Origin of the sequence: Pseudohongiella nitratireducens (assembly GCF_001642735.1) — a bacterium.
Taxonomy (GTDB): Bacteria; Pseudomonadota; Gammaproteobacteria; order Pseudomonadales; family Pseudohongiellaceae; genus Pseudohongiella; species Pseudohongiella nitratireducens.
In genome coordinates this window covers 265,420-285,060 of sequence record NZ_LWHM01000034.1, presented here as the reverse complement: position 1 = coordinate 285,060, position 19,641 = coordinate 265,420, and the positions used below count along the sequence as shown (strand labels likewise).

At 51.9% G+C, this 19,641-nt stretch carries 17 protein-coding genes; 12 read left to right on the top strand and 5 right to left on the bottom strand.

What is annotated here, in order from left to right; all coding sequences use genetic code 11:
- Positions 1-26: 26 nt before the first annotated feature.
- On the bottom strand, positions 27-1,352 hold the full coding sequence (gene phoR, locus PSCS_RS15280) for a phosphate regulon sensor histidine kinase PhoR (protein WP_068813198.1): 1,326 nt from the start codon (positions 1,350-1,352) through the stop codon (positions 27-29).
- Between the two features lie 81 nt (positions 1,353-1,433).
- Positions 1,434-2,147, bottom strand: a complete 714-nt coding sequence (gene phoB / locus PSCS_RS15275) for a phosphate regulon transcriptional regulator PhoB (protein WP_068813313.1) — start codon at positions 2,145-2,147, stop codon at positions 1,434-1,436.
- A 316-nt stretch (positions 2,148-2,463) separates the two neighbouring features.
- Here phoB and PSCS_RS15270 point away from each other — a divergent pair, with 316 nt between their 5' ends.
- The 3 genes from PSCS_RS15270 to PSCS_RS15255 all read left to right on the top strand — a co-directional run bounded on the left by PSCS_RS15270 (position 2,464) and on the right by PSCS_RS15255 (position 5,396).
- Positions 2,464-3,510, top strand: coding sequence for an OmpA family protein (locus PSCS_RS15270; protein WP_068813196.1), 1,047 nt, complete (start codon positions 2,464-2,466; stop codon positions 3,508-3,510).
- A gap of 73 nt (positions 3,511-3,583) precedes the next feature.
- Positions 3,584-4,135, top strand: a complete 552-nt coding sequence (locus PSCS_RS15715; protein WP_082866779.1) for a chorismate--pyruvate lyase family protein — start codon at positions 3,584-3,586, stop codon at positions 4,133-4,135.
- Between the two features lie 34 nt (positions 4,136-4,169).
- The gene (locus PSCS_RS15255) at positions 4,170-5,396 is read left to right on the top strand and encodes a CaiB/BaiF CoA transferase family protein (protein WP_068813190.1); all 1,227 of its coding nucleotides are present in this window, start codon (positions 4,170-4,172) and stop codon (positions 5,394-5,396) included.
- Between the two features lie 43 nt (positions 5,397-5,439).
- On the opposite strand, the gene PSCS_RS15250 is transcribed toward PSCS_RS15255, so the two are convergent.
- The gene (locus PSCS_RS15250) at positions 5,440-6,912 is read right to left on the bottom strand and encodes a hypothetical protein (RefSeq protein WP_068813188.1); all 1,473 of its coding nucleotides are present in this window, start codon (positions 6,910-6,912) and stop codon (positions 5,440-5,442) included.
- Between the two features lie 440 nt (positions 6,913-7,352).
- Here PSCS_RS15250 and PSCS_RS15245 point away from each other — a divergent pair, with 440 nt between their 5' ends.
- From PSCS_RS15245 to PSCS_RS15225, 5 genes are all read left to right on the top strand, one after another.
- Positions 7,353-8,570, top strand: a complete 1,218-nt coding sequence (locus PSCS_RS15245) for an aspartate aminotransferase family protein (protein WP_106387133.1) — start codon at positions 7,353-7,355, stop codon at positions 8,568-8,570.
- Positions 8,571-8,629: 59 nt separating this feature from the next.
- Positions 8,630-9,682 (top strand): NADP-dependent oxidoreductase, encoded by a 1,053-nt coding sequence (locus tag PSCS_RS15240; protein ID WP_229694624.1) that lies wholly within the window; start codon positions 8,630-8,632, stop codon positions 9,680-9,682.
- Positions 9,675-10,523, top strand: a complete 849-nt coding sequence (locus PSCS_RS15235; RefSeq protein ID WP_068813187.1) for an SDR family oxidoreductase — start codon at positions 9,675-9,677, stop codon at positions 10,521-10,523. The genes PSCS_RS15240 and PSCS_RS15235 overlap by 8 nt, the downstream gene beginning before the upstream one ends.
- Positions 10,524-10,647: 124 nt before the next feature.
- On the top strand, positions 10,648-11,412 hold the full coding sequence (locus tag PSCS_RS15230) for an SDR family NAD(P)-dependent oxidoreductase (protein ID WP_068813185.1): 765 nt from the start codon (positions 10,648-10,650) through the stop codon (positions 11,410-11,412).
- A gap of 41 nt (positions 11,413-11,453) precedes the next feature.
- Positions 11,454-12,668: an acyl-CoA dehydrogenase family protein gene (locus PSCS_RS15225; RefSeq protein WP_068813184.1), complete on the top strand. Its 1,215-nt coding sequence runs from the start codon at positions 11,454-11,456 to the stop codon at positions 12,666-12,668.
- 18 nt (positions 12,669-12,686) lie between these two features.
- On the opposite strand, the gene PSCS_RS15220 is transcribed toward PSCS_RS15225, so the two are convergent.
- Entirely contained in the window at positions 12,687-13,769 is a 1,083-nt protein-coding gene (locus tag PSCS_RS15220) for a winged helix-turn-helix domain-containing protein (protein ID WP_068813182.1), read from the bottom strand.
- A 263-nt stretch (positions 13,770-14,032) separates the two neighbouring features.
- Here PSCS_RS15220 and PSCS_RS15215 point away from each other — a divergent pair, with 263 nt between their 5' ends.
- From PSCS_RS15215 to nfsA, 3 genes are all read left to right on the top strand, one after another.
- A complete protein-coding gene (locus PSCS_RS15215; RefSeq protein ID WP_068813180.1) occupies positions 14,033-15,409 on the top strand; it encodes a Do family serine endopeptidase in 1,377 nt (458 codons plus the stop codon).
- A 218-nt stretch (positions 15,410-15,627) separates the two neighbouring features.
- Positions 15,628-16,827, top strand: a complete 1,200-nt coding sequence (locus PSCS_RS15210; protein WP_157885737.1) for a serine hydrolase domain-containing protein — start codon at positions 15,628-15,630, stop codon at positions 16,825-16,827.
- Positions 16,824-17,567, top strand: a complete 744-nt coding sequence (gene nfsA / locus PSCS_RS15205; RefSeq protein WP_068813176.1) for an oxygen-insensitive NADPH nitroreductase — start codon at positions 16,824-16,826, stop codon at positions 17,565-17,567. The genes PSCS_RS15210 and nfsA overlap by 4 nt, the downstream gene beginning before the upstream one ends.
- On the opposite strand, the gene PSCS_RS15200 is transcribed toward nfsA, so the two are convergent.
- Positions 17,560-18,744, bottom strand: a complete 1,185-nt coding sequence (locus tag PSCS_RS15200) for a CaiB/BaiF CoA transferase family protein (protein ID WP_068813174.1) — start codon at positions 18,742-18,744, stop codon at positions 17,560-17,562. The genes nfsA and PSCS_RS15200 overlap by 8 nt on opposite strands.
- Before the next feature lie 128 nt (positions 18,745-18,872).
- On the opposite strand from PSCS_RS15200, the gene PSCS_RS15195 reads away from it, so the two are divergent.
- Positions 18,873-19,610: a class I SAM-dependent methyltransferase gene (locus tag PSCS_RS15195; protein WP_068813172.1), complete on the top strand. Its 738-nt coding sequence runs from the start codon at positions 18,873-18,875 to the stop codon at positions 19,608-19,610.
- Positions 19,611-19,641: the final 31 nt, after the last annotated feature.

The window sequence follows — 19,641 nt, the reverse complement described above, 5'->3', positions numbered from 1 at the left end:
AGCGGGATGCCGGGCGAGGTCTGGCTCTAGGACTCTGCCTGCTGTTGTGTTTCGCGTAACTCAACACGTTCTTTGGGGAAGCGGCAGGTAAACTCGCTGCCTTTGCCAATCTGACTTCGGATTTCCAGTTTGCCTTCGTGTCTCGCCAGCACATGCTTGACGATCGCCAGACCCAGTCCGGTGCCGCCGGTGTCAGTCGAACGGCTCTCATCGACCCGGTAAAAACGCTCGGTTAAACGGGGCAAATGCTGGGCACCAATACCTGGGCCATTATCTGAAATACAGACTTGCAGGCTTTGTCCCAGCGTTGCTGTCAGTTTGATTTCACCCTCTGCTTGCGTGTATTTCGCGGCATTCAGTACCAGGTTTGACATTGCGCTATAGAGTTCGCTGATATTGCCGCGAATATAAATTTCCGGATCACAGGTTAAAGTAAAACTCTGCCGCTTTTCATGGAAAACCTGCTCGGCATCCTGCTTGATATCACTTAAAAGTGAATGCAACTGCACAGTGGTCTGTTGTCGCGATGCTGCCCGGGTTTCAAGCTGAGACAGCGTCAACAGGTCGCGAATAATGTTTTCCATTCGCTGTGATTGCTGTGCCATCTGTTCGATAGGGCGGGACCAACGTTGTGGCAGGTTGCCCCGGTCGTCCATCATTGTCTCAAGGTAACCTGTGATCACTGTGATCGGGGTGCGCAGTTCGTGCGAGACGTTGCCCACAAAATCTTTTCGCATCATCTCCAGGCGGTGCAGTTGCGAAATATCGCGTATCAGCATCAGACGCTCGCCTGCGCCGAAGTTGGTTATCTGAAATTCCAGAATCAAATCAGGATCAACGGGAGAAGTCAGCTTCAGAGGCGTCTCATAATGACTGCGATTGAAATACTCAATAAAAACCGGTTCTCTGACCAGGTTGGTAATTGCCTGTTTGCGGTCTTTGGGGTATTGCAGCCCTAGCAGTCGTTCAGCAGCCGGGTTCCACCATTCCAGCCCTGATTTGGCATTGAGCATGACAATGGCAACTTCCAGGGCTGTGGTGGACTCCTGTGCTTTTTCGATGATGCTGCGAAAGTGCAGTTGTGCTTCTCGTTCGCGACGCTGCAGCAAATAGATGCCGTCAAAAACATAGCCCCAGATGCCCCGTCCCTCAGGTGGGGGGACAGGCGTCCCAAGGTCGTTCTCTTTTAACCAGTTATAGAGGCGCCTGAGCTGGCGCAGGTGGTACAACAGGTACGTCAGCGTGCCGCCTAGCATGACTAGTGCCGGATAGCCTATCAGCCAGCCCAGAAACAATAGTCCGGTAAATAAAAGCGCTAACCGCTTTAGCGCGGAGTACCAGTCTGAGAACAAGTGACAAACCTGCGTGAAGTGATTGGATTGCAATGCAGACTATAAACAATTGCGCCTGCATAACAAACCCATGGTCGTGAATTAATCAGATCGAGTCGAGAAGCGGTAACCAGCACCGCGAACAGTCTGGACCAGCCCGGCATAATTGATGCTGTCAGCTGAAGCTGCTGTCAGTGCCTTGCGTAACCGTCCAATGTGAACATCGACCGTTCTTTCTTCGAGATAAACATTCGCACCCCAGACCTGGTCCTGGATATGGTCGCGCGAAAAAACTTTCTCAGGGTGGGTCATGAAAAAGTGCAGCAATCGATATTCAGTCGGACCGATATCAACGGCTTTGCTGTCGACCGATACACGGTGGCTGGCAGGGTCTAGCTCAAGATCAAATACGCGAATCGGTTTATCCCGGTGATTGCCCGTACTTCTGCGCAACACCGCCTTGATTCTCGCGATTAACTCGCGGGGCGAGAACGGTTTTGTGATGTAGTCATCAACCCCTACATCAAGTCCCTGGACTTTGTTGTCTTCGCTGGTTTTGGCAGTTAGCATGATAATCGGGATTTCAGCGGTCAACTCCTCTCTTTTGAGGCGTCGGGCCAGGTCGATACCGCTTCCGCCGGGCAGCATCCAGTCAAGTAATACCAGGTCTGGGCGGTTATCCACGATGTTGACATGCGCATCTAGTGCCGTTTCTGCCATCGTGCTTTTGAAACCGGCGGTATCCAGGGCGATGTTGATCATGTCGCGAATGGCCGCTTCATCATCAACAATTAGGACGGTTGGTTCTTGGCTCATTTCATACATCCCGTTGAAATCTGACCGCTGTATTAAAACAATGTAATATTACACTTTTGTGACTTGGCCGTATTAAAAAGTGTTTAAACTATGGAAAAACCAAGATTAATCTATAAATAATAGGTTTTATCTGACAGAATTTTATGAAAGGGGGAATAGCTGCGTTATACTAGCCGTTATGATTCCATGACCAGCTGAGTTTTTGGTAAATTCAGCTGGTCAGCAAGAAAGTAAAACCCACAAGTTTGGAATTATGTCGATCACTGGCTGATCCCCAGTTATCGAAAACCCCGCTGGTCACAGCAAGGAGAGAGTAATGGATAAGAAGTTTTTAAAAGTCGTCGGTGTTTCTGCTGCTTTATGTGCTTCTAGTATGTTGAGCACATCAGTACTGGCAGACGAAGGACGCCTGTATGTGGCGCCTGGATTTCAATGGATGGATTTCGATAGCGACCGAATGACAGATGATGACCTGGGTTACAACCTGGGCGTGGGTTTCGGTCTGACTGACAAGATTTCCCTTGAAGCGGTCTATACAAGAATTGATTTTGACAACCACCCAGCCATTAGTGTCGACCGTCTGGACTCCGCCCGACTGGATGTCTTGTATGCTCTGGACAACAGTGTTGGTTCATTCTCGCCTTTCCTGGTGTCCGGCCTTGGCCACAGTGACGTGGAAGATGAGCACGACACCACACTGAACGTGGGTGCCGGTCTGAAATACCGTTTCAACGATCGTGTTGAGTGGCGCTCTTCTGCTCGCACTTTCTACGGTTTTGATGACAAAACCTATGATTTCGGCATTGATACAGGCCTGGTATTCCACCTGGGCGAATCACGCGCGCAAACGCGTGTAGAACCAAGCCCAATGCCAGAGCCAGCACCAGAGCCTGCTGATTCGGATCAGGATGGTGTACCAGACAGCCGTGACGCTTGTCCTAACACACCTCGCAATTATGCCGTTGATGCACGTGGCTGCCCGATCATCGAAGAAGAGGTTGCCCGTATCACTTTGGATGTTGAATTCGAATTCGATCGTTCAGAAGTGCGTTCTCAGTACTTCCAGGAAATCCGCCAGGTTGCAGACTTCCTGAGTGAACATGATGACGTGGTTGCCGTACTGGAAGGTCACACTGACAGCACTGGTGATGAAGCCTATAACCAGGAACTGTCAGAGCGTCGTGCTAACGCGGTTCGTCAGGTGCTGATTGAGCGCTTTGACGTGAATGCGGCACGAATCACGGCTCGTGGTTATGGCGAGAGCCGTCCAATCGCCAGCAACGATACTCGTGAAGGTCGTGCTGAGAACCGTCGTGTAGAAAGTGCAATGTCTGTGACAGTTCAGCGCCCACGTATGCGCTAAGCTGACAGGCAGTACAGCAGTATCAAAGCTCTCGTGTGCCATCAGGCGCGCGAGAGCTTTTTTGGATTGATATGTGAATGATATAAACACGTTAACCCGTCTGGCTCGCGCCGATGCACCTACCCTGTGGCGACCTTGCCACCAACTGTCGGTCCGCCCGGACGCATTTTGGCGAGAGTGGTTACTTGACTCTGGCTCGTTAACTGAACGACTCGACCGCCTCTCTGCAGGCACTTTCCGTGTAAATGTGATTGATGAAGGCTGGTGTTTTGCCGGTATGCGCCAGATGCGGGTCTTTTCCCAGGACAAGGTCACGCAACTGATGTGGAGTCGTCGCGTTCAGCTTTGTCTCTATGGTCAACCCTGGGTAGCTGCCCATTCGCTTATTCCATATAGCAGTCTGGTGGGCGCAGGCAGGCAATTAGTGTGTCTCAAGACTAAGCCGCTGGGGCGTTTCCTTTTCCATCAATCCGGTTTGCAGCGTGGTGAAATGGAGGTGACACGACTAAACGACGAAATCTGGGGTCGGCGTTCTTTGTTTTATCTTGCGAAAAAGCCCATACTGGTTGCCGAATTTTTCTGGCCCGCTATGCCGGCTGCGCTGGCGCAACTGACTAGCCAGTGATCGTTTAGGGATACCATTTACCTCAGGAGGCAGTGTGACCAAAAGCCAACCTTTTGATAAGCAGAATAAGCCGGTTGCTTACACCCTGTCAGGGCTGAAAATTGTAGATTTAACACGTGTTTTGGGTGGGCCTTATGGTACCCAGATTCTTGGTGATCACGGCGCAGATATCATCAAAATAGAGCCACCCCAGGGAGATGAGGTCAGAGACTGGGGGCCGCCATTCCATGAAGAAGATGCCGCGTATTTTATTGGCGTAAACCGTAACAAACGCGCGATGGCTCTGGACCTGACGCAATCGCGTGGCCGGGAAATTTTACTGAATTTACTGTCCGATGCCGATGTGCTGATCGAGAACTATAAGCCAGGTACCATGGAAAAATGGGGCATTGGCTATGAGCAGGTACTGGCGCAACGTTTCCCCAAACTGATTCATTGCCGTATTAGTGGTTTTGGCAGTGACGGCCCTTTAGGAGGTTCTCCAGGCTATGATGCTATCGTACAGGCGATGGCTGGCTGGTTTAGCGTCAATGGCGAAGAAGGAGGGGCGCCGACAAGGCTGGGAGTGGCCATGGTGGATATGGGGACCGGGCTTTATGCGGCGCTGGCAGTGATGATGGCGCTGTATGAGCGCGAAAAATCTGGCCAGGGCCAGTATATAGATATGACGCTTTTCGATTGCGCCGTATCGTTGATGCACCCCCATGTTGTTAACTATGGGCTGTCTGGGAAGGTTCCTGTCCCAACAGGCAACGCCCATCCAAACATTTGTCCCTATGAAACATTTAGGACTCGCACCATCGATATTTTTATCGGCGCCGGAAATAACCGGGCATTTGCACGTTTGTGCACAGAAATTGATGCACAATTTTTGCTGGAAGATCCCCGGTTTGTCAGTAATGCTGAACGTGTCAAACATCGTGAGGCGCTCAAGGTAGAGTTGGAGAGTTGCCTGATCAGGCTTGACGGTGCGCAGCTTGCAGAAAAACTGTTGGCGGCTGGTCTGCCCGCGGGGCCAATCTATAATACCGCGGAGGTGACTGCGCACCCGCATACCAAGCACCGTCAGATGTTTGTTGAGAAAGACTGGTACAAAATGACTGGTATTCCCATCAAGTTTTCCCGAACGCCAGGTGAGGTGCGTACCCTGCCTCCGAGGTTCAGTGAGCACAGCCTTGAGCTACTGCAGGAACAGGGAATGGATGAGACGCAAATCAGATCTCTGGTGGAGTCCGGGGTAGTGCCGCTGACTAGGCGGTGATGTTTATTCAGCGCTGTAGCCTGGTTGCTGAAAGGAAGGCTTTCTAGCGATCAATGCTGTAGATAGTGATTTCTACATGATCCAGCCGCAAAGGCTCACCATCCCTTAACGCTGGTCGGAACTGTAAGGATTCCAGTGCTTCATGACCACGAATCCTGGCTGAAACGGTATCGGGCTCACTGCTGATTGCATCCAGGCGGCGGGCCTGGCCATTCAGCCCCAATGTGAATTTTAATCTTGCGCGGGTGCCAGCGGCGGTACCCATCAGTTCTGATGTCGGCAAATCACGAAAACTGAGACTGGGAATGCCATCATGTTTTAATGCCATGGTTGGTAATTCGACCACACCGTTTTCTTCGATGGTGCAGTCTTCCTGGTTCTCTGGCAATGCAAACAGGAATGCTGGCAATGGCAGTCGGGAAGGGCAGGCAAAATAGCTATTCAGATAATCATCTTCAAAACCGGCCTGTCTAAAGAGATTCCAGGCTTCCCGATAATACCTGCCAGCACTACCGATGTTGCTGGAGCCACGATCCGGGCCCGCGCGAGTACCAAGCCGTAATTCATATTGATCTCTCAGCAATAAGGAATCGCCCTGATATAACTTGATCATGGCTGCTGTTTCGATCGTTTCCGGGGAGGCGTCTTCGGGTAAATTGTCCGGATCGATACGTAATTCTTTGCCAATACTCTCAATCAGTTCAAAGTGCTTGCTCATGGTGCTGCGATGAACCCGGTCGATGGCGGTAGTGCTGCGTGCACCGTAAACTCTTTCAATATCATATGCCGTGGTCATCGACTGGATACGGGATGAGCGAATCGTAGCAGTGAGCCCACCTTCCTGGTGTTCAATCAAAGCCCGGCTGGTATCACCCGTGGCTGCGATTCCCAGTGCGATATATAGTTCAGCAAGTGCTTCATCATAGATCAGTGGCGTGATCTGCTCTGCCGTCGCACCACCTTGCTGGGCCAGTAACAGGGCCTCTTCTTCCAGTGCCTGGAGTTCAAGCAGGTATTGGGGTTCCAGGCTGCTAGGGCCGCGAATCAACAATAGACGCAACCAGTCACGGGTGGTTTTGATTTGGGCTATGCGGGTGTCGATTCCCGCAAAGTCGGTGCGTTGAAATAACCAGTTCAGGTGCTTCAGCCGATCAAACAATGCCTCCCAGTCGCTTTGCGCAGCGGCCAGCTCCAGTTGCTGGAGCAGGGCTGGTATCAGGTCGTCAGTATAAAGCCCGTCATTAACTTTGGTGATATGTATTTGTTCATCAATAACGGCAGCGGCTTCAGCATAAGTGCCGGTTGCCAGCAGTGCTTCAGCCAGTGCAGAGAGTTCGTTGACCAGTGTTTCGCTGTAGGCGCCTTCTTCAGCGCGCGTTGCAGACACAGCGTCGCGCAGCACGTCCAGCTCTGCTGCCGGATTTGAGGCAGTTTGCTCTGCACAATAAACGGTGCTGCTGCACAAAAACAGTGCGACAGATGCGCTGTAAATACTTATTTTTCTTAATGAAGCCATAGGTTGTCCCCCCAAGGAGAACCGTTACCAATGAATCAATAAACTTTATTTTCAGTATACCTTTTTTAGATGCTTTCGCCAGAGTCTGTCGGTACTAATCGGCAAGCAACTTAGCCCATGATCAGAGTAGGTTAGTGCCGACGGGCTTTTGTGCTCATTGAAAATGCTGGTTGACAGGCTGTCCGTATTCACATAAATTCGCGCATCTTCTTTAATTAATTGTGTTCCAGTTTTAATGCCTGATTCGTTGAGTGTATATCGTACTTTGATTGCTTACCGTGCCGCAGCCAGTTTGTCTGCACGCGCGGCGGCAGCGCGTGCGCGTATTACCAGGCAGCGGTATGCAATTGGTGACAGGTACCTGAACTAGCAAATGTAGCTGATTCATAATCCTTAATCACTTCTAAAACCTCCGCGGCCCCGGCTTCGGAGGTTTTTTTATGTCTGAAAAAACCGGAGATACAAAAATGCATGTCATGGAAACAGAAAATAACCTTGGTCTGATGTTATGCCAAAAATTGCCTTTGGTCATAGAGCGAGGCGAGGGTGCCTGGGTGTGGGACGATCAGGGGAATACCTATCTCGATTTTACATCCGGGTGGGGAGTCACCTGTCTTGGACACTCACATCCGGCGATGATTCAGGCACTGCATGAGCAGGCGGGGAAAATCATGCAAAACCCTAATTCAGGGTTTACTTATTCGCCCGCCCGGGCCGCTCTGCTGCAATCTTTGCAACAGGTCTTGCCGGCAGGCCTGGATCGAACATTCTTTGCCAGCAGTGGTGCTGAAGCTAACGATGCGGCAGTGAAGCTGGCAAGAAAAGTGACCGGGCGGGTTAATGTTGTGGCTATCAAAGACAGTTTTCATGGTCGTACCCTGGCCGCACTGTCTATGTCCGGTGATACCAACAGTGCGTCGCGGTTTCTGCCATACCTGTCAGGACACTCATTTGTGGAAAGAGAGGATTTCAGTGGCTTGCAAAACGCTATTACCAGCGACGTGGCAGCAGTCATCGTTGAGCCTGTCCAGGGGGAAGGTGGCGTGCGTGCGCTATCACCGGAATTTTTCCAGGAGATTCGTCGCCTCTGTGACCAGAATGGTGCACTGCTTGTTGTGGACGAGGTGCAAACAGGGTTCTGTCGTACCGGTCATTTTTTTGCCATTGACGATTATAAAGTTAGACCTGACATATTGACGATGGGGAAAGGGATTGCCGGCGGACTGCCATTTGCTGCATTCTCTGTGACCCAGGCTATTGCTCAACAGGTGGGGGTGGGAGATCACGGTGGGACGTATTGTGGAAATCCCTTAAGTTGTGCTGTGGCAAAAGCTGTGCTGGATACTCTGCTCGAACAGAAGCTGAGCGAACATGCCGCAATGATGGGTGAGCAGGCGCTGAATGATCTTGAACAGTTGGCTGAAAAGTACCCGCAAAGCATTGCCTGTGCAAGAGGTAAAGGGTTGATGCTGGCGCTGCAGTTACGAACTGATGATCAAGATTTGGTATGGGCGCTGACAGCAGCCTGTCAGAGGAACGGGTTGCTGGTGATCCCGACACGAGGTGGTGTGTTACGCCTGCTGCCGCCGCTGACGATTTCGTTGGTTCAATGGCGTGATGGGATGTCCAGGCTGGAGGCTGCATTGTCTGGCTTGTGAGCCCGGTAGTGCTGGGCTAGTATGTCAGCGTTAATGATGATAAATGAAATGAACCATTTATGGATTCAGGGGGAATGATGTCAGGTACTCAGCAGACGATGAACCAGAAGGTTGTGATGGTGAAGCGCCCTCAGGGTGAGCCGGATGATAGCTGCTTTCAGTTTGTGGAAGAAATGCTACCGGTATTGGAAGAGGGCCAGATCATGGTAAAAGTGATCTGGTTGTCTCTGGATCCGTATATGCGAGGGCGAATGAATGACGTGAAGTCCTATACTGCACCCATGCAGATAGGTGACGTCATGGTCGGTGAAACAGCTGGTGTTGTGGTTGAATCCCGGTCTCAGCATTATCAAAAAGGTGACTGTGTCACGGTGCATAAAGGTTGGCAGCGTTACATTATCGTTGATGATGACGAGCCTCGAGTCATGAAGGTCGACTTGGCAAATGGCACCCTTTCTGCCCATCTTGGGGTTGTTGGTATGCCTGGCCGGACAGCTTACTTCGGGCTGACAGAAGTCGGTAAACCAAAGCCCGGTGAAACTTTAGTGGTTGCCGCGGCATCGGGTGCAGTGGGCTCAGTGGTGGGTCAATTGGCACAAGTCATGGGCTTGAAAGCTATCGGTATTGCCGGCGGTGCAGAAAAGTGCCGTTATGTGAAAGAGACTCTCGGGTTTGATGATTGCCTGGATTACAAAGAGGGCGATCTGGCAGAAAAATTACGGGTAGCGTGTCCAGATGGTATTGATATCTATTTTGAGAATGTGGGTGGTGATGTTACGCGTGCGGTTGCGCCGTTGCTAAACCCCGGTGCACGAGTACCAATCTGTGGATACATCTCCAATTACAATGCCACAGATATCTCTCAGGTGCAGACTCCTTTCGATATCCTGAAAACCGCTAAGCATGTACCGGAACATCGTTTTTTTGTGGTAACGGAGTGGCAGAATCAATGGCAGGAAGCCACTGAGAAGCTAGGTCAGTGGGTTAATAGTGGCAAAATAAAATATCGTGAATCCATTGGTGAGGGCCTGGAGAATGCGCCCGAGCTGTTCCGGGGGCTGTTAAAAGGGAAAAATTTCGGCAAGCAACTGGTGAAAGTGGCTGATGAGTAAGGCGCACCAGGACACAGACCTGTCTGCTTCTGAGCTATTTCGTGTGCAGGGTAAATATGCCCTGGTAACCGGTGGCAGTAGTGGGCTGGGGCTGCAAATGGCCAAGACATTATTGCAGGCCGGAGTGACAGTCATTATTGCCTCGCGCAAACAGGTGCGTTGCGATGAGTCCCTGCAGTATTTAAAGCAATACGGCAACTGTCAGGCGTTTGCAGCCGATGTGACCAGTGCAGAAGACCGGGGTCGGTTGGTTGAGTTCGTTAACCAGGTCACAGGGGCAGCTGGTCTTGGGGTGCTGGTCAATAATGCCGGTGCTAATTGGGGCGCCGACATAGCCTCATACCCGGATGATGCTTTCGAAAAAGTCATGTCGACTAATGTCAATGCCGTCTTTGCGCTGTCTCGTGACCTGCTTCCCGCACTGGAGCGAGCTGCCTCGGCGGAGGCGCCTGCGCGCATTGTCAATATTGGTTCCATGGATGGATTACAGGTTCCCATCGTCCAGCGGGTACCGACCTTTGCGTACTCTGCCAGCAAAGCTGCCATTCACCACCTGACCCGCGCCCTGGCGGTCGATCTGGGCGCGCGGCATATAACGGTCAATGCTGTTGCCCCGGGTTTTTTCCCTTCGCGCATGACAGATTATGTGATCGGTGAATATGGTGATGATATCGCTGCCGAGAGTTTGCTGGGCAGAGTGGGAGAGCCCCAGGAGATCGCTGGTGTTCTTCTGTATCTGGTTTCCCGCGCGGGTGCCTATACCACGGGTGCTGTTATACCAGTTGATGGGGGTACCCATGTCAGCAAAGGGCCTCGCAACTGGTCAGTGGCGAAAGATTAAAGACTAAAGGATAACTTTCCGGTAACCTTTGTCATTGTTATAATAGATGGTGCAAATATTCATCAAAATTATATCAATAATAATGCCATGGGCAGGAAGTGGCAAAATCTGACGAGAGGTGTACATGGGCTTATTCGATTTAACGGGGAAAGTTGCCCTGATAACGGGGTCAACCAAAGGGATTGGCAAGGCAATTGCCAAGCAGATGGCGGCATCAGGCGCCAGTGTTGTGGTCTCCAGTCGTAACCAGGATGCCTGTGATGAAGTGGCTGCCGAGATTCAGGCGGCTGGTGGCAATGCTTTCGCCAAAGCCTGCAATATCAATTACAAAGAACAGCTTCAGGCACTAGTGGATAACACTATCTCGCATTTCGGCCGTATTGATATTCTCGTGGTGAATGCGGCGCTGAACCCTTTTTACGGAAAATCGCAGGACATTCCTGATGAGGCATTCGATAAAATCATGTCCTCCAACATTGGCAGTGCTCATCGCTTATGTCAGATGGTACTGCCGGGAATGGCAGAAAATGGTGGCGGCGCAGCCATTATTGTCTCTTCTATCGCGGGTCTGAAAGGTAGTGATGTGTTGGGGGCTTACGGCATTTCCAAGGCCGCAGACATGCAAATTGCCAGAAACCTGGCCGTTGAATGGGGCCCCAGCAATATCCGGGTAAATTGCATCGCGCCAGGGTTGATTCGCACAGACTTTGCCAGGGCACTTTGGGAGAACCCGGAAACTTATAAACAAACCGTCTCCAAATATCCCTTACGCCGTATTGGTGAGCCTGATGAGATTGCTGGTGCAGCTATCTATCTGGCCTCTGACGCAGGGAGCTTTACAACCGGGCAGACCATCGTTGTTGACGGTGGTGGCACCATTACTGGTTAAGCTGCATTTTGTGGCTGAATAATAGATTAAGAGGGATTGCTATGAATCTGGGACTTTCTGAAGAAATGCAGCAGGTTCGCGAGAAAATTCGCGAATTCGTTGATGTTGAAGTAGCTGCAGTTGAGGCTGAATATCAAGCTGAAGTCAGTGTCGGTGACCGCTGGTCACACACACCACGTCAGGCTGAAATTTTGGAAGGCTTGAAAAACAAGGCCCGCTCCATGGGTATGTGGAATTATTTTCTGCCCAAAAGTCAGGGTGGTGCGGGTATCAGTAACCTCGAATATGCGCACCTGGCAGAAATTATGGGACGAAGCCGACTGGCTTCGGAGTCTTTTAACTGTAGCGCGCCAGACACCGGTAATATGGAAGTACTGGAACGATACGGTTCCGAGGAGCAAAAGAAGCAATGGCTGGAACCGTTGCTTGCCGGTGAGATTCGTTCTGCTTTTGCCATGACAGAGCCGGCAGTGGCCTCATCGGATGCGACCAATATTTGCACTTCTGCCGTGCTGGATGGTGACGAGTGGGTCATTAACGGTGAAAAGTTCTACATTTCCGGTGCAGGTGATTCACGCTGCAAGATCATGATCGTGATGGTTATTACTGACCCTGATGCGCCGAAGCACAACCGCCAGTCGCAAATCCTGGTACCGATGGATACAGACGGTGTGGAAGTACTTCGCCCCATGTGTGTGTTTGGACACGATGATGCACCGCATGGTCACATGCACATCAAGTTTACGAATGTGCGTGTCCCTAAGGAGAATATGATTTTGGGGCGTGGGCGAGGTTTTGAGATTTCTCAGGGCCGACTCGGCCCGGGTCGTATCCACCACTGCATGCGTTCAATTGGAGCTGCAGAGCGGGCACTGGAACTGATGTGCCAGCGAGCCGTTTCCCGAGAAGCTTTCGGTAAGCGCATGGCAGAACTGGGTGGTAACTACGATGTGATTGCTGACAGTCGTATTGAAATAGAAATGTGCCGCCTGCTGGTGTTCCGCGCTGCTTATCTGATGGATACCATCGGCAATAAGGCAGCGAGGGATGCAATTTCCCAGATCAAGGTAGCGGTGCCAAATATGGCTTTGAGGGTGATCGACCGTGCGATCCAGATGCATGGTGCGGCAGGTGTCTCTCAGGACTTCCCCCTGGCTGCGCTGTGGACGTCTCAGCGAACATTACGCCTTGCAGATGGCCCGGATGAAGTTCATCGCCGTGTTGTCGCCAGAAAGGAACTGGCCAAGTACGACTAATCCCGTGCCTGAAACAGCTCAGGTAAGGTTGCCTGAGCTGTTTCGGTTCGCTGCCGGGCTGTCTTCTTTACGGTACAGCTCATGCAGAGCCAGTGACTGAATATCCAGCAACATCAGGCGACGATAGGCGTGGCCTGGTCTGTTGCTGCCTGCTGTAGCGGTTCCTTCCAGCGTGAACAAAACGCCATCACCTAAGGGGGACCACTGCAACTGCATGATTCTTTCGTCCGTCGTGAAGGCCGTCCATGGCTTGGCATCGGTATAGGTCGGGCGCAACATCAGGCGACTGGCATTGTTGCTGTGTTCAACATAGGCCAGCAAATTTCCTTCAGGCGCCAGTACGGCGGCATTGGCTGGCGCTTCTTCCGAGACTAGCGCGCTGTCAAAATCTTCGGCTACATCGCCATGCCAATGAAAAGTATTGGTTGCTGTCAGAGCAGTCTGTTCCGCCAAGGCATTTCTGGCTGGCATCACGGGTTGTCCAACAATCATATCCTGGGCCGGTATCGACTGCTGAAAGTCGCTCTCCTGACTTAGGGTTTGCGGCTGGGTCTCCAGCATGCGTCCTGGCAGTTGCATGACAGCTGCAATTACCACTAGCAGGGATGCAGCCATGGCAGGCAGCCAGCGCTGCCAGTTTGCCACCTGAGTCATACTGGTGGTATCTGCTACGTTTGCTGGCTGTGCCTGGGCTTGAGTCCGGGCGCTGGTGTCAACACTGGCTGGGGATTCTGTGTCTGGTTGATCTGTCACCACCGCTACCTCAGCCATCAGCCGATAGCCGCGTTTGGGTACGGTTTGAATCAATTTCTTACCGGTGACGTCATCTGTGTGCAGTGCCTTTCGAAGATCAGAAATGGCACGTGTCAATGAGTTCTCATTAACGATCACGCGAGGCCAGACTGATTCGATCAGTGTATTTCTGTCGATCACCCGGCGCGGTGAGCTCGCCAAAGCGCAAAGCAGTCGCATTAACCGTGGCTCCAGTGGGCGGATGGCACCATTGATAATATGCTGTGCCTGGTTGTCACTGGGATCCACCAGCCAGTTATCCACTTTAAATGGCGTTGTCATTGTTGTGGTTCCGTTGTCTTCGCTCATGTATTCACTATCAGGTAAGACCTGTTTTGATAGAAAAATATTCACATATTGCTGTTTTAGACGTTCCTGATATGAATATTGTTCCTCATATTTATGAATTCAAGGCTTATATATAGCGGATTCGCTCCGATAAATCAGTGAAATTGCTTGAGATTGTAGCAATTTCACATTTTCTGGATATTTTTTTCATACCTCTTTCAGGTTTAACGGCCATGAGGGGCGTAAATTTGCCTCCAACGTTTGATGATCAGGAGGTTAAACCTATGTTAATGACTCGTTTACGGAAATTCGCGGGCATTGCTGCTGTAGGTGCATTATGTCTTGCCTCTGCAGGCAGTTATCTGGTTCATGCCGAAGAGCGTGATACGTCTGGACGCTTTTCAGGCAATGGTCATGCTCAATCTCTGGCACCCATGCTTGAAACCGTCACCCCGGCTGTCGTCAATATTGGTGTCGTGCGTTCTCAACGAATGCCAGAGGTGTTCCAGTTTTTTGGTGAATCCGGGGAGCCTCCGGTGCGCCGTTCCCGAGGAGCGGGTTCTGGCGTGGTCGTCGATGCCGAGCAGGGATACATCATCAGCAATCATCACGTAGTCGCGGATGCAGATACGATTACTGTTGGCCTCCAGGATGGTCGTGTTTTCGAAGCCGAACTGATAGGCAGCGATGAGCGAACCGATATTGCCTTGTTGCAAATCGAGGCGGATCGATTGCGCGATCTGCCTTTTGCGGATGCTGGTAATTTGCGTGTAGGCGATTATGTCGTTGCTATTGGCAACCCGTTTGGTATTGGTCAAACGGTAACCCAGGGCATCATCAGTGCACTGGGGCGTGCCGGTATCAATAATGAGAACTACGAAGATTTTATCCAGACCGATGCGGCGATCAACGTGGGTAATTCCGGGGGAGCCCTGGTCGATTTCAACGGGCGCCTGGTTGGTATCAACACAGCTATCATTTCCGGTTCTGGTACCAATTCAGGCGTCGGGTTTGCGGTGCCGGTTGATATGGTCGCAGCCGTGATGGAGCACCTGGAGCGCGACGGTGAGGTCCGCCGTGGACAGCTTGGGGTCATTATCCGGGATCATACCCCGATTCTGGAGGAAGGTCTTGGGCTGGGCTCTGGCGAAGGCGCTCTGATTACCCAGGTAGCTCCAGGTTCTGCCGCTGACCGTGCCGGATTGCAGGTTTCCGATCTCGTCATCGGTATTGAGGGAGAAACTGTCACCAGCAGCCGGGATCTGCGCAATGCGATTGGTCTGGCCGGTGTGGGGCGTGACCTGACGCTGACCATCTTGCGCGACGGTCGTGAAATGGAAGTAGAGGCGACAATTCTGGGGGATGAACCTTCTCGCAGTGTTGCTGACGGCGATGACAACCAGAATGACCGTAACCTCCAGGATCCACGTTTCTTCGGTGCTGTTCTTGAGGAAACATCGAACGGCATCATGGTAGGCAACCTGGACAACCGGAGCCGGGCAGCGGCGGCAGGTTTGCGTCCCGGTGACCGTATCCTGGCTATCAACCGTCAGTCGGTGGAATCGCTGAGTGATGTCAATGAAATACTGAATCAGGACCCTGGTGTCATTGCCTTGAATGTGCAACGCGATGATCAGCAGATGCTACTGATTCTTCCCTGACAGTTTCCCGCAGATGGCGGGGGTAGTTGGGCAGCTACCTCCGCCAGATTCAGGCTCTCTGCCCTTTCTTTTTGCCGGCCTTGTCCTCCTGGGTCGGCTTTTTTTTGCTTTACGGTTAAGGACTTCACGGTGTAAAGCACTTGCAATCTGATCCTGGAATGGTATTTTCGCCAGCTATTGTTGTTGAGTGTTCATTACGTTGTCGGGTTTCTCCTGTCTTGAGTAGAATTTGTTCATACTGTTATTTTGTTGCGGCTTTTTTGCTTGCCTTCCCCAGTGTTGCACAGGAAGGTGCCGTGAATACGCCTCCGGAAGTCTGGCCTTCACCTGACGTCCGTGGGACTCCCTCCAAAGTGGATTATCAGGCGTTAGAGTCTTTTGTTGACTGGCTGGCTGATGAGGCATCAGAGGCCGACTTGCCCGGCGTAGCAATGTCAATTGTTTCCTCTCAATCGGTCGAGCATCTGGAAACCTGGGGGCGACGACGGGAAGGGGAAAGCGGTGACATTGATGTGGATACTGTTTTTCGCATTGCTTCGGTGTCTAAAACGTTTGCCGGCACTGTTGCGGCACTGATGGTTCAACATGGCATTGTTGAGTGGGATGAACCTTTATTGCCATTATTGCCAGGTTTACGCCTGGGCACGGAGGCGGTCAGTGAAGGTGTCACCCTGCGTCATGTTGCCAGCCACTCAACCGGATTAATGCCCCATGCCTATTCCAATTTGCTGGATGCTGGCATTCTGTATCCGGATATCAGAAACCGCCTGCATGAGGTGCCAACGGTTTGTGCGCCAGGTGATTGCTATGGATACCAGAATGTTGTTTTTTCATTGATCGCAGATGTGGTCGAAACCCATTTGCAAACGCGCTACAGTGATTTCGTCCGGGAAAACATCTTTCTGCCATTGGGTATGAGAACAGCTTCTATGAGCATTGAAGCGTACGAGGCTCAAGAGAATGCCAGTTCACCGCACCGTTATGCGCGTGGTAGCTGGCATCCTAGTACGATCAATGAAGCCTATTTTTCAGTGGGGCCAGCATCAGGCGTTAACGCCAGTATTCGTGACATGAGCCGCTGGGCGCAGGCCAATCTGGGCGCTTTTCCTGATGTGCTTCAACCAGCATTACTGGCGTCTGTTCATAAACCTGTTGTTGCTACTCCTTATGGTGGATACTTTAATCGCTGGCCCGGGGTTGAGCGTGCCTGGTATGCCGCGGGCTGGCGCGTCTACGACTACAACGGCATTCGAGTTGTGCATCATGGCGGTGGTGTACGAGGGTTTCGAACCGAAATGGTACTGGTGCCGGCACTGGATATAGCCATGGTGGTTTTGTTCAACGCACAGACACCGCTGGCTAATGATGTCGTTCCGAAATTTCTAGATACAGTTTTGAATCAACTGGAGTTACCATGATTAGCACGGAAACACTGGCATTGCTTCGTTCACATCGCAGTATTCGCAAGTTTAAGGACAAAGCCCTGCCTGCAGGCCTGCTGGAAGAAATTCTGGTAGCTGGTCAATGTGCGGCGACGTCCAGTTTTCTCCAGGGTGCGACCATCATTCGTGTTACGGATAAGGCCAAACGCCAGCAACTGGCAGAAGCCGCTGGTAATCAGCCTTACGTGTCCTCTGCAGCGGAGTTTATGGTGTTCTGCGCTGACCTGAATCGAGCTGGACAATGTTGTGAACAGTATGAAAAGCCATTTTCCGGCGAGTTCACCGAGCAGTTTATTATTGCCACTGTTGATACGGCTTTGCTGGCACAGAATGTGGTGGTTGCAGCGGAAGCTTCCGGGTTGGGGATTTGTTACATCGGCGGTATTCGCAATAACCCCAGGCAGGTGGCTGATTTGCTGGATTTGCCTAAAGGCGTTTACCCGGTATTTGGTTTGTGTCTTGGGTTCCCTGACCAGGATCCGGAATGTAAACCACGCTTGCCATTGCCCGTGATTGTCAAAGAAAACAGCTACAACACGGATGGCGATCGTGAAGCCATTGCAGCCTACGATAATGAAATTCAGGAGTATTACCGAACCCGCACGGGTGGCGGGCACGGTATTAGCTGGAGCGAACAGGTATCGACCCTGCTCAGTGAGAAATCACGACCTCATATGCGTGACTTCCTGAAAGAACAGGGCTTCACCTTTAAATAACCCGCTTGTTGCGCAACTCCTTAATACTGGCATCATCATAGCCCAGTTCCTGCATTATGATGTCAGTGTGTTCACCCAGGGTAGGTGCACGGTGGCGGACTGAGGGTGGCGTCTTGGACAGGGAGAAGGGTGTGTCCATCACCGGAGCTGCTTTCGTAGCACCGGGATATTCCAGTTGTTTGAACATACCTCGTGCCGCGACATGTGGGTCGTCTACGACTTCCTGGGGCGATAGTACCGGGCCGGCCGGGATGCGTGCCTCTTCCATTGCAGCCAGCACTTCGGCTGAGGTTCTTTCAGCACACCATGTGGCCAGTCGGGCGCTGATGACTTCACCATTATTGCCGCGGCTGATGTCATCTTTAAAGCGTGGATCTTCAAGCCACTCCGGCTCATTCATCAGGTTGGCCCAGCGTTCAAACAGCGGCCCGCCGACTGACTGAATCAGGACCCAGCCATCTTTGGTGCGGAAGGTGTCTGCCGGACCAGAGGTCTGGGAACGGTTCAGTGTGGCTTGCCGGTTGGCGGCGATCATCGCCTGTTCAATCAGGGTGCCATTCATCATGGTGACACCGGTGTTAAATAAAGAAGCCTCTACCACTTGTCCCTGGCCGCTGCTCTGACGTTCAAACAAGGCCGCCATGGTGCCAACAGCAGACAGGCTGGCGGTGCCAAAGTCGATGAACGGCGCATAAGATTTGACGGGCTGCTCAGCCGTGCCCGACATATACATCGCGCCAGACATCGCCTGGCCCAGACCGTCAAAACCGACGCGGTTACTGTAAGGGCCTCCCGTGCCAAAAGCGGAGATCATAGTCAGGATGATATCCGGTTTGACCGCCTTGAGACTGTCGTAATCCAGGCCCATGGCTTTCAGGGTGTCAGGTGGCAGGTTGGCGACAACGACATCCGCGCCCGCGACCAGCTTTTTGACAATTTCCCGGCCTTCCGGCTTCATGGGGTTCAGGGTCATGCCGCGTTTATTGCGACCAACCTGCATGAACAGAGCACCGTCGCCCTGTTCCGAGACTGGTGAGAGGAAACGGTCCTCGCTGCCACTGACTTTTTCGATGCGAATCACTTCGGCGCCCAGGTCAGCCAGCAGGCTGGCGCAAAAAGGGCCAGCGATATAGCGTCCAAAATCCAGGACACGGATGCCTTCCAGTACTTGTTTCATTGCTCAGGATTCTCCTCTCCAGGTTCTTTGCTCCCCAAGCGCTGGATTCTAGCACAGTCAATCTGGCTGTCATGGCGGTACACGATGCATTACAATCCAGAGCACATAACACGAAAAGAGGATGCTTTATGAAGACCTTTGGGAAATTACAGCAGTCCGGACTCTGGGCATTGGGACTGGCCGCCTGGTTATTCAGTTCTGCAGGTTTGGCGGCTGAGCATCCGGGGTATATACATGATGCGGATGCCAGCCGGGATGGTATTGGCAAATTCTATATGGGACGGGAGATCTCGCAGGTCATGGGGCATCAGGGCGCAGGCTGGCTGGAGCGACCGCAACGACAAAGCGAGGAACGCCCGGACCTGGTAGTCATGAATATGGATCTGCAACCCGGAGACGTGGTGGCCGACATTGGTGCCGGCACCGGATATTTTAGTTTTCCGATTGCGCAACTGATTGGTGATGGGCGTGTGCTGGCGGTTGATATCCAGCAGGAAATGCTGGATCTGATGGAGACCCGCAAGGCGCAAACGGATGTGAATAATGTTGAGCCGATACTGGGTCAGATAGATGATCCGAATTTGCCTGCCAATACTGTGGATAAGGCGTTAATCGTTGATGCCTACCACGAATTTTCTCACCCGTATGAGATGGCGAAAGGTATTTTTGATGGCCTGAAACCGGGCGGAAAGCTTTATCTGCTGGAATATCGTGGCGAGGATGACTCAGTACCCATTAAACCACTGCACAAAATGACCCAGGAGCAGGCGATTAAAGAAATGCGTGCAGTCGGCTTTGAGTGGGATAAAACGCTTGATACACTGCCCTGGCAGCATATGTTTGTGTTCACCAAGCCGTTGGAGTAATTGCTGAAGCTGACACAGAACCGGACATAAA

Bases quoted from the DNA above. Each gene is read 5' to 3' on its own strand.
- PSCS_RS15245 (WP_106387133.1), top strand. From the start codon at position 7,353: ATGTCTGAAAAAACCGGAGATACAAAAATGCATGTCATGGAAACAGAA.
- PSCS_RS15200 (WP_068813174.1), bottom strand. From the start codon at position 18,744: ATGAAACAAGTACTGGAAGGCATCCGTGTCCTGGATTTTGGACGCTAT.
- PSCS_RS15220 (WP_068813182.1), bottom strand. From the start codon at position 13,769: ATGAGCGAAGACAACGGAACCACAACAATGACAACGCCATTTAAAGTG.
- nfsA (WP_068813176.1), top strand. From the start codon at position 16,824: ATGATTAGCACGGAAACACTGGCATTGCTTCGTTCACATCGCAGTATT.
- PSCS_RS15240 (WP_229694624.1), top strand. From the start codon at position 8,630: ATGGATTCAGGGGGAATGATGTCAGGTACTCAGCAGACGATGAACCAG.
- PSCS_RS15215 (WP_068813180.1), top strand. From the start codon at position 14,033: ATGTTAATGACTCGTTTACGGAAATTCGCGGGCATTGCTGCTGTAGGT.
- phoB (WP_068813313.1), bottom strand. From the start codon at position 2,147: ATGAGCCAAGAACCAACCGTCCTAATTGTTGATGATGAAGCGGCCATT.
- PSCS_RS15230 (WP_068813185.1), top strand. From the start codon at position 10,648: ATGGGCTTATTCGATTTAACGGGGAAAGTTGCCCTGATAACGGGGTCA.
- PSCS_RS15195 (WP_068813172.1), top strand. From the start codon at position 18,873: ATGAAGACCTTTGGGAAATTACAGCAGTCCGGACTCTGGGCATTGGGA.
- PSCS_RS15225 (WP_068813184.1), top strand. From the start codon at position 11,454: ATGAATCTGGGACTTTCTGAAGAAATGCAGCAGGTTCGCGAGAAAATT.
- PSCS_RS15235 (WP_068813187.1), top strand. From the start codon at position 9,675: ATGAGTAAGGCGCACCAGGACACAGACCTGTCTGCTTCTGAGCTATTT.
- PSCS_RS15250 (WP_068813188.1), bottom strand. From the start codon at position 6,912: ATGGCTTCATTAAGAAAAATAAGTATTTACAGCGCATCTGTCGCACTG.
- PSCS_RS15270 (WP_068813196.1), top strand. From the start codon at position 2,464: ATGGATAAGAAGTTTTTAAAAGTCGTCGGTGTTTCTGCTGCTTTATGT.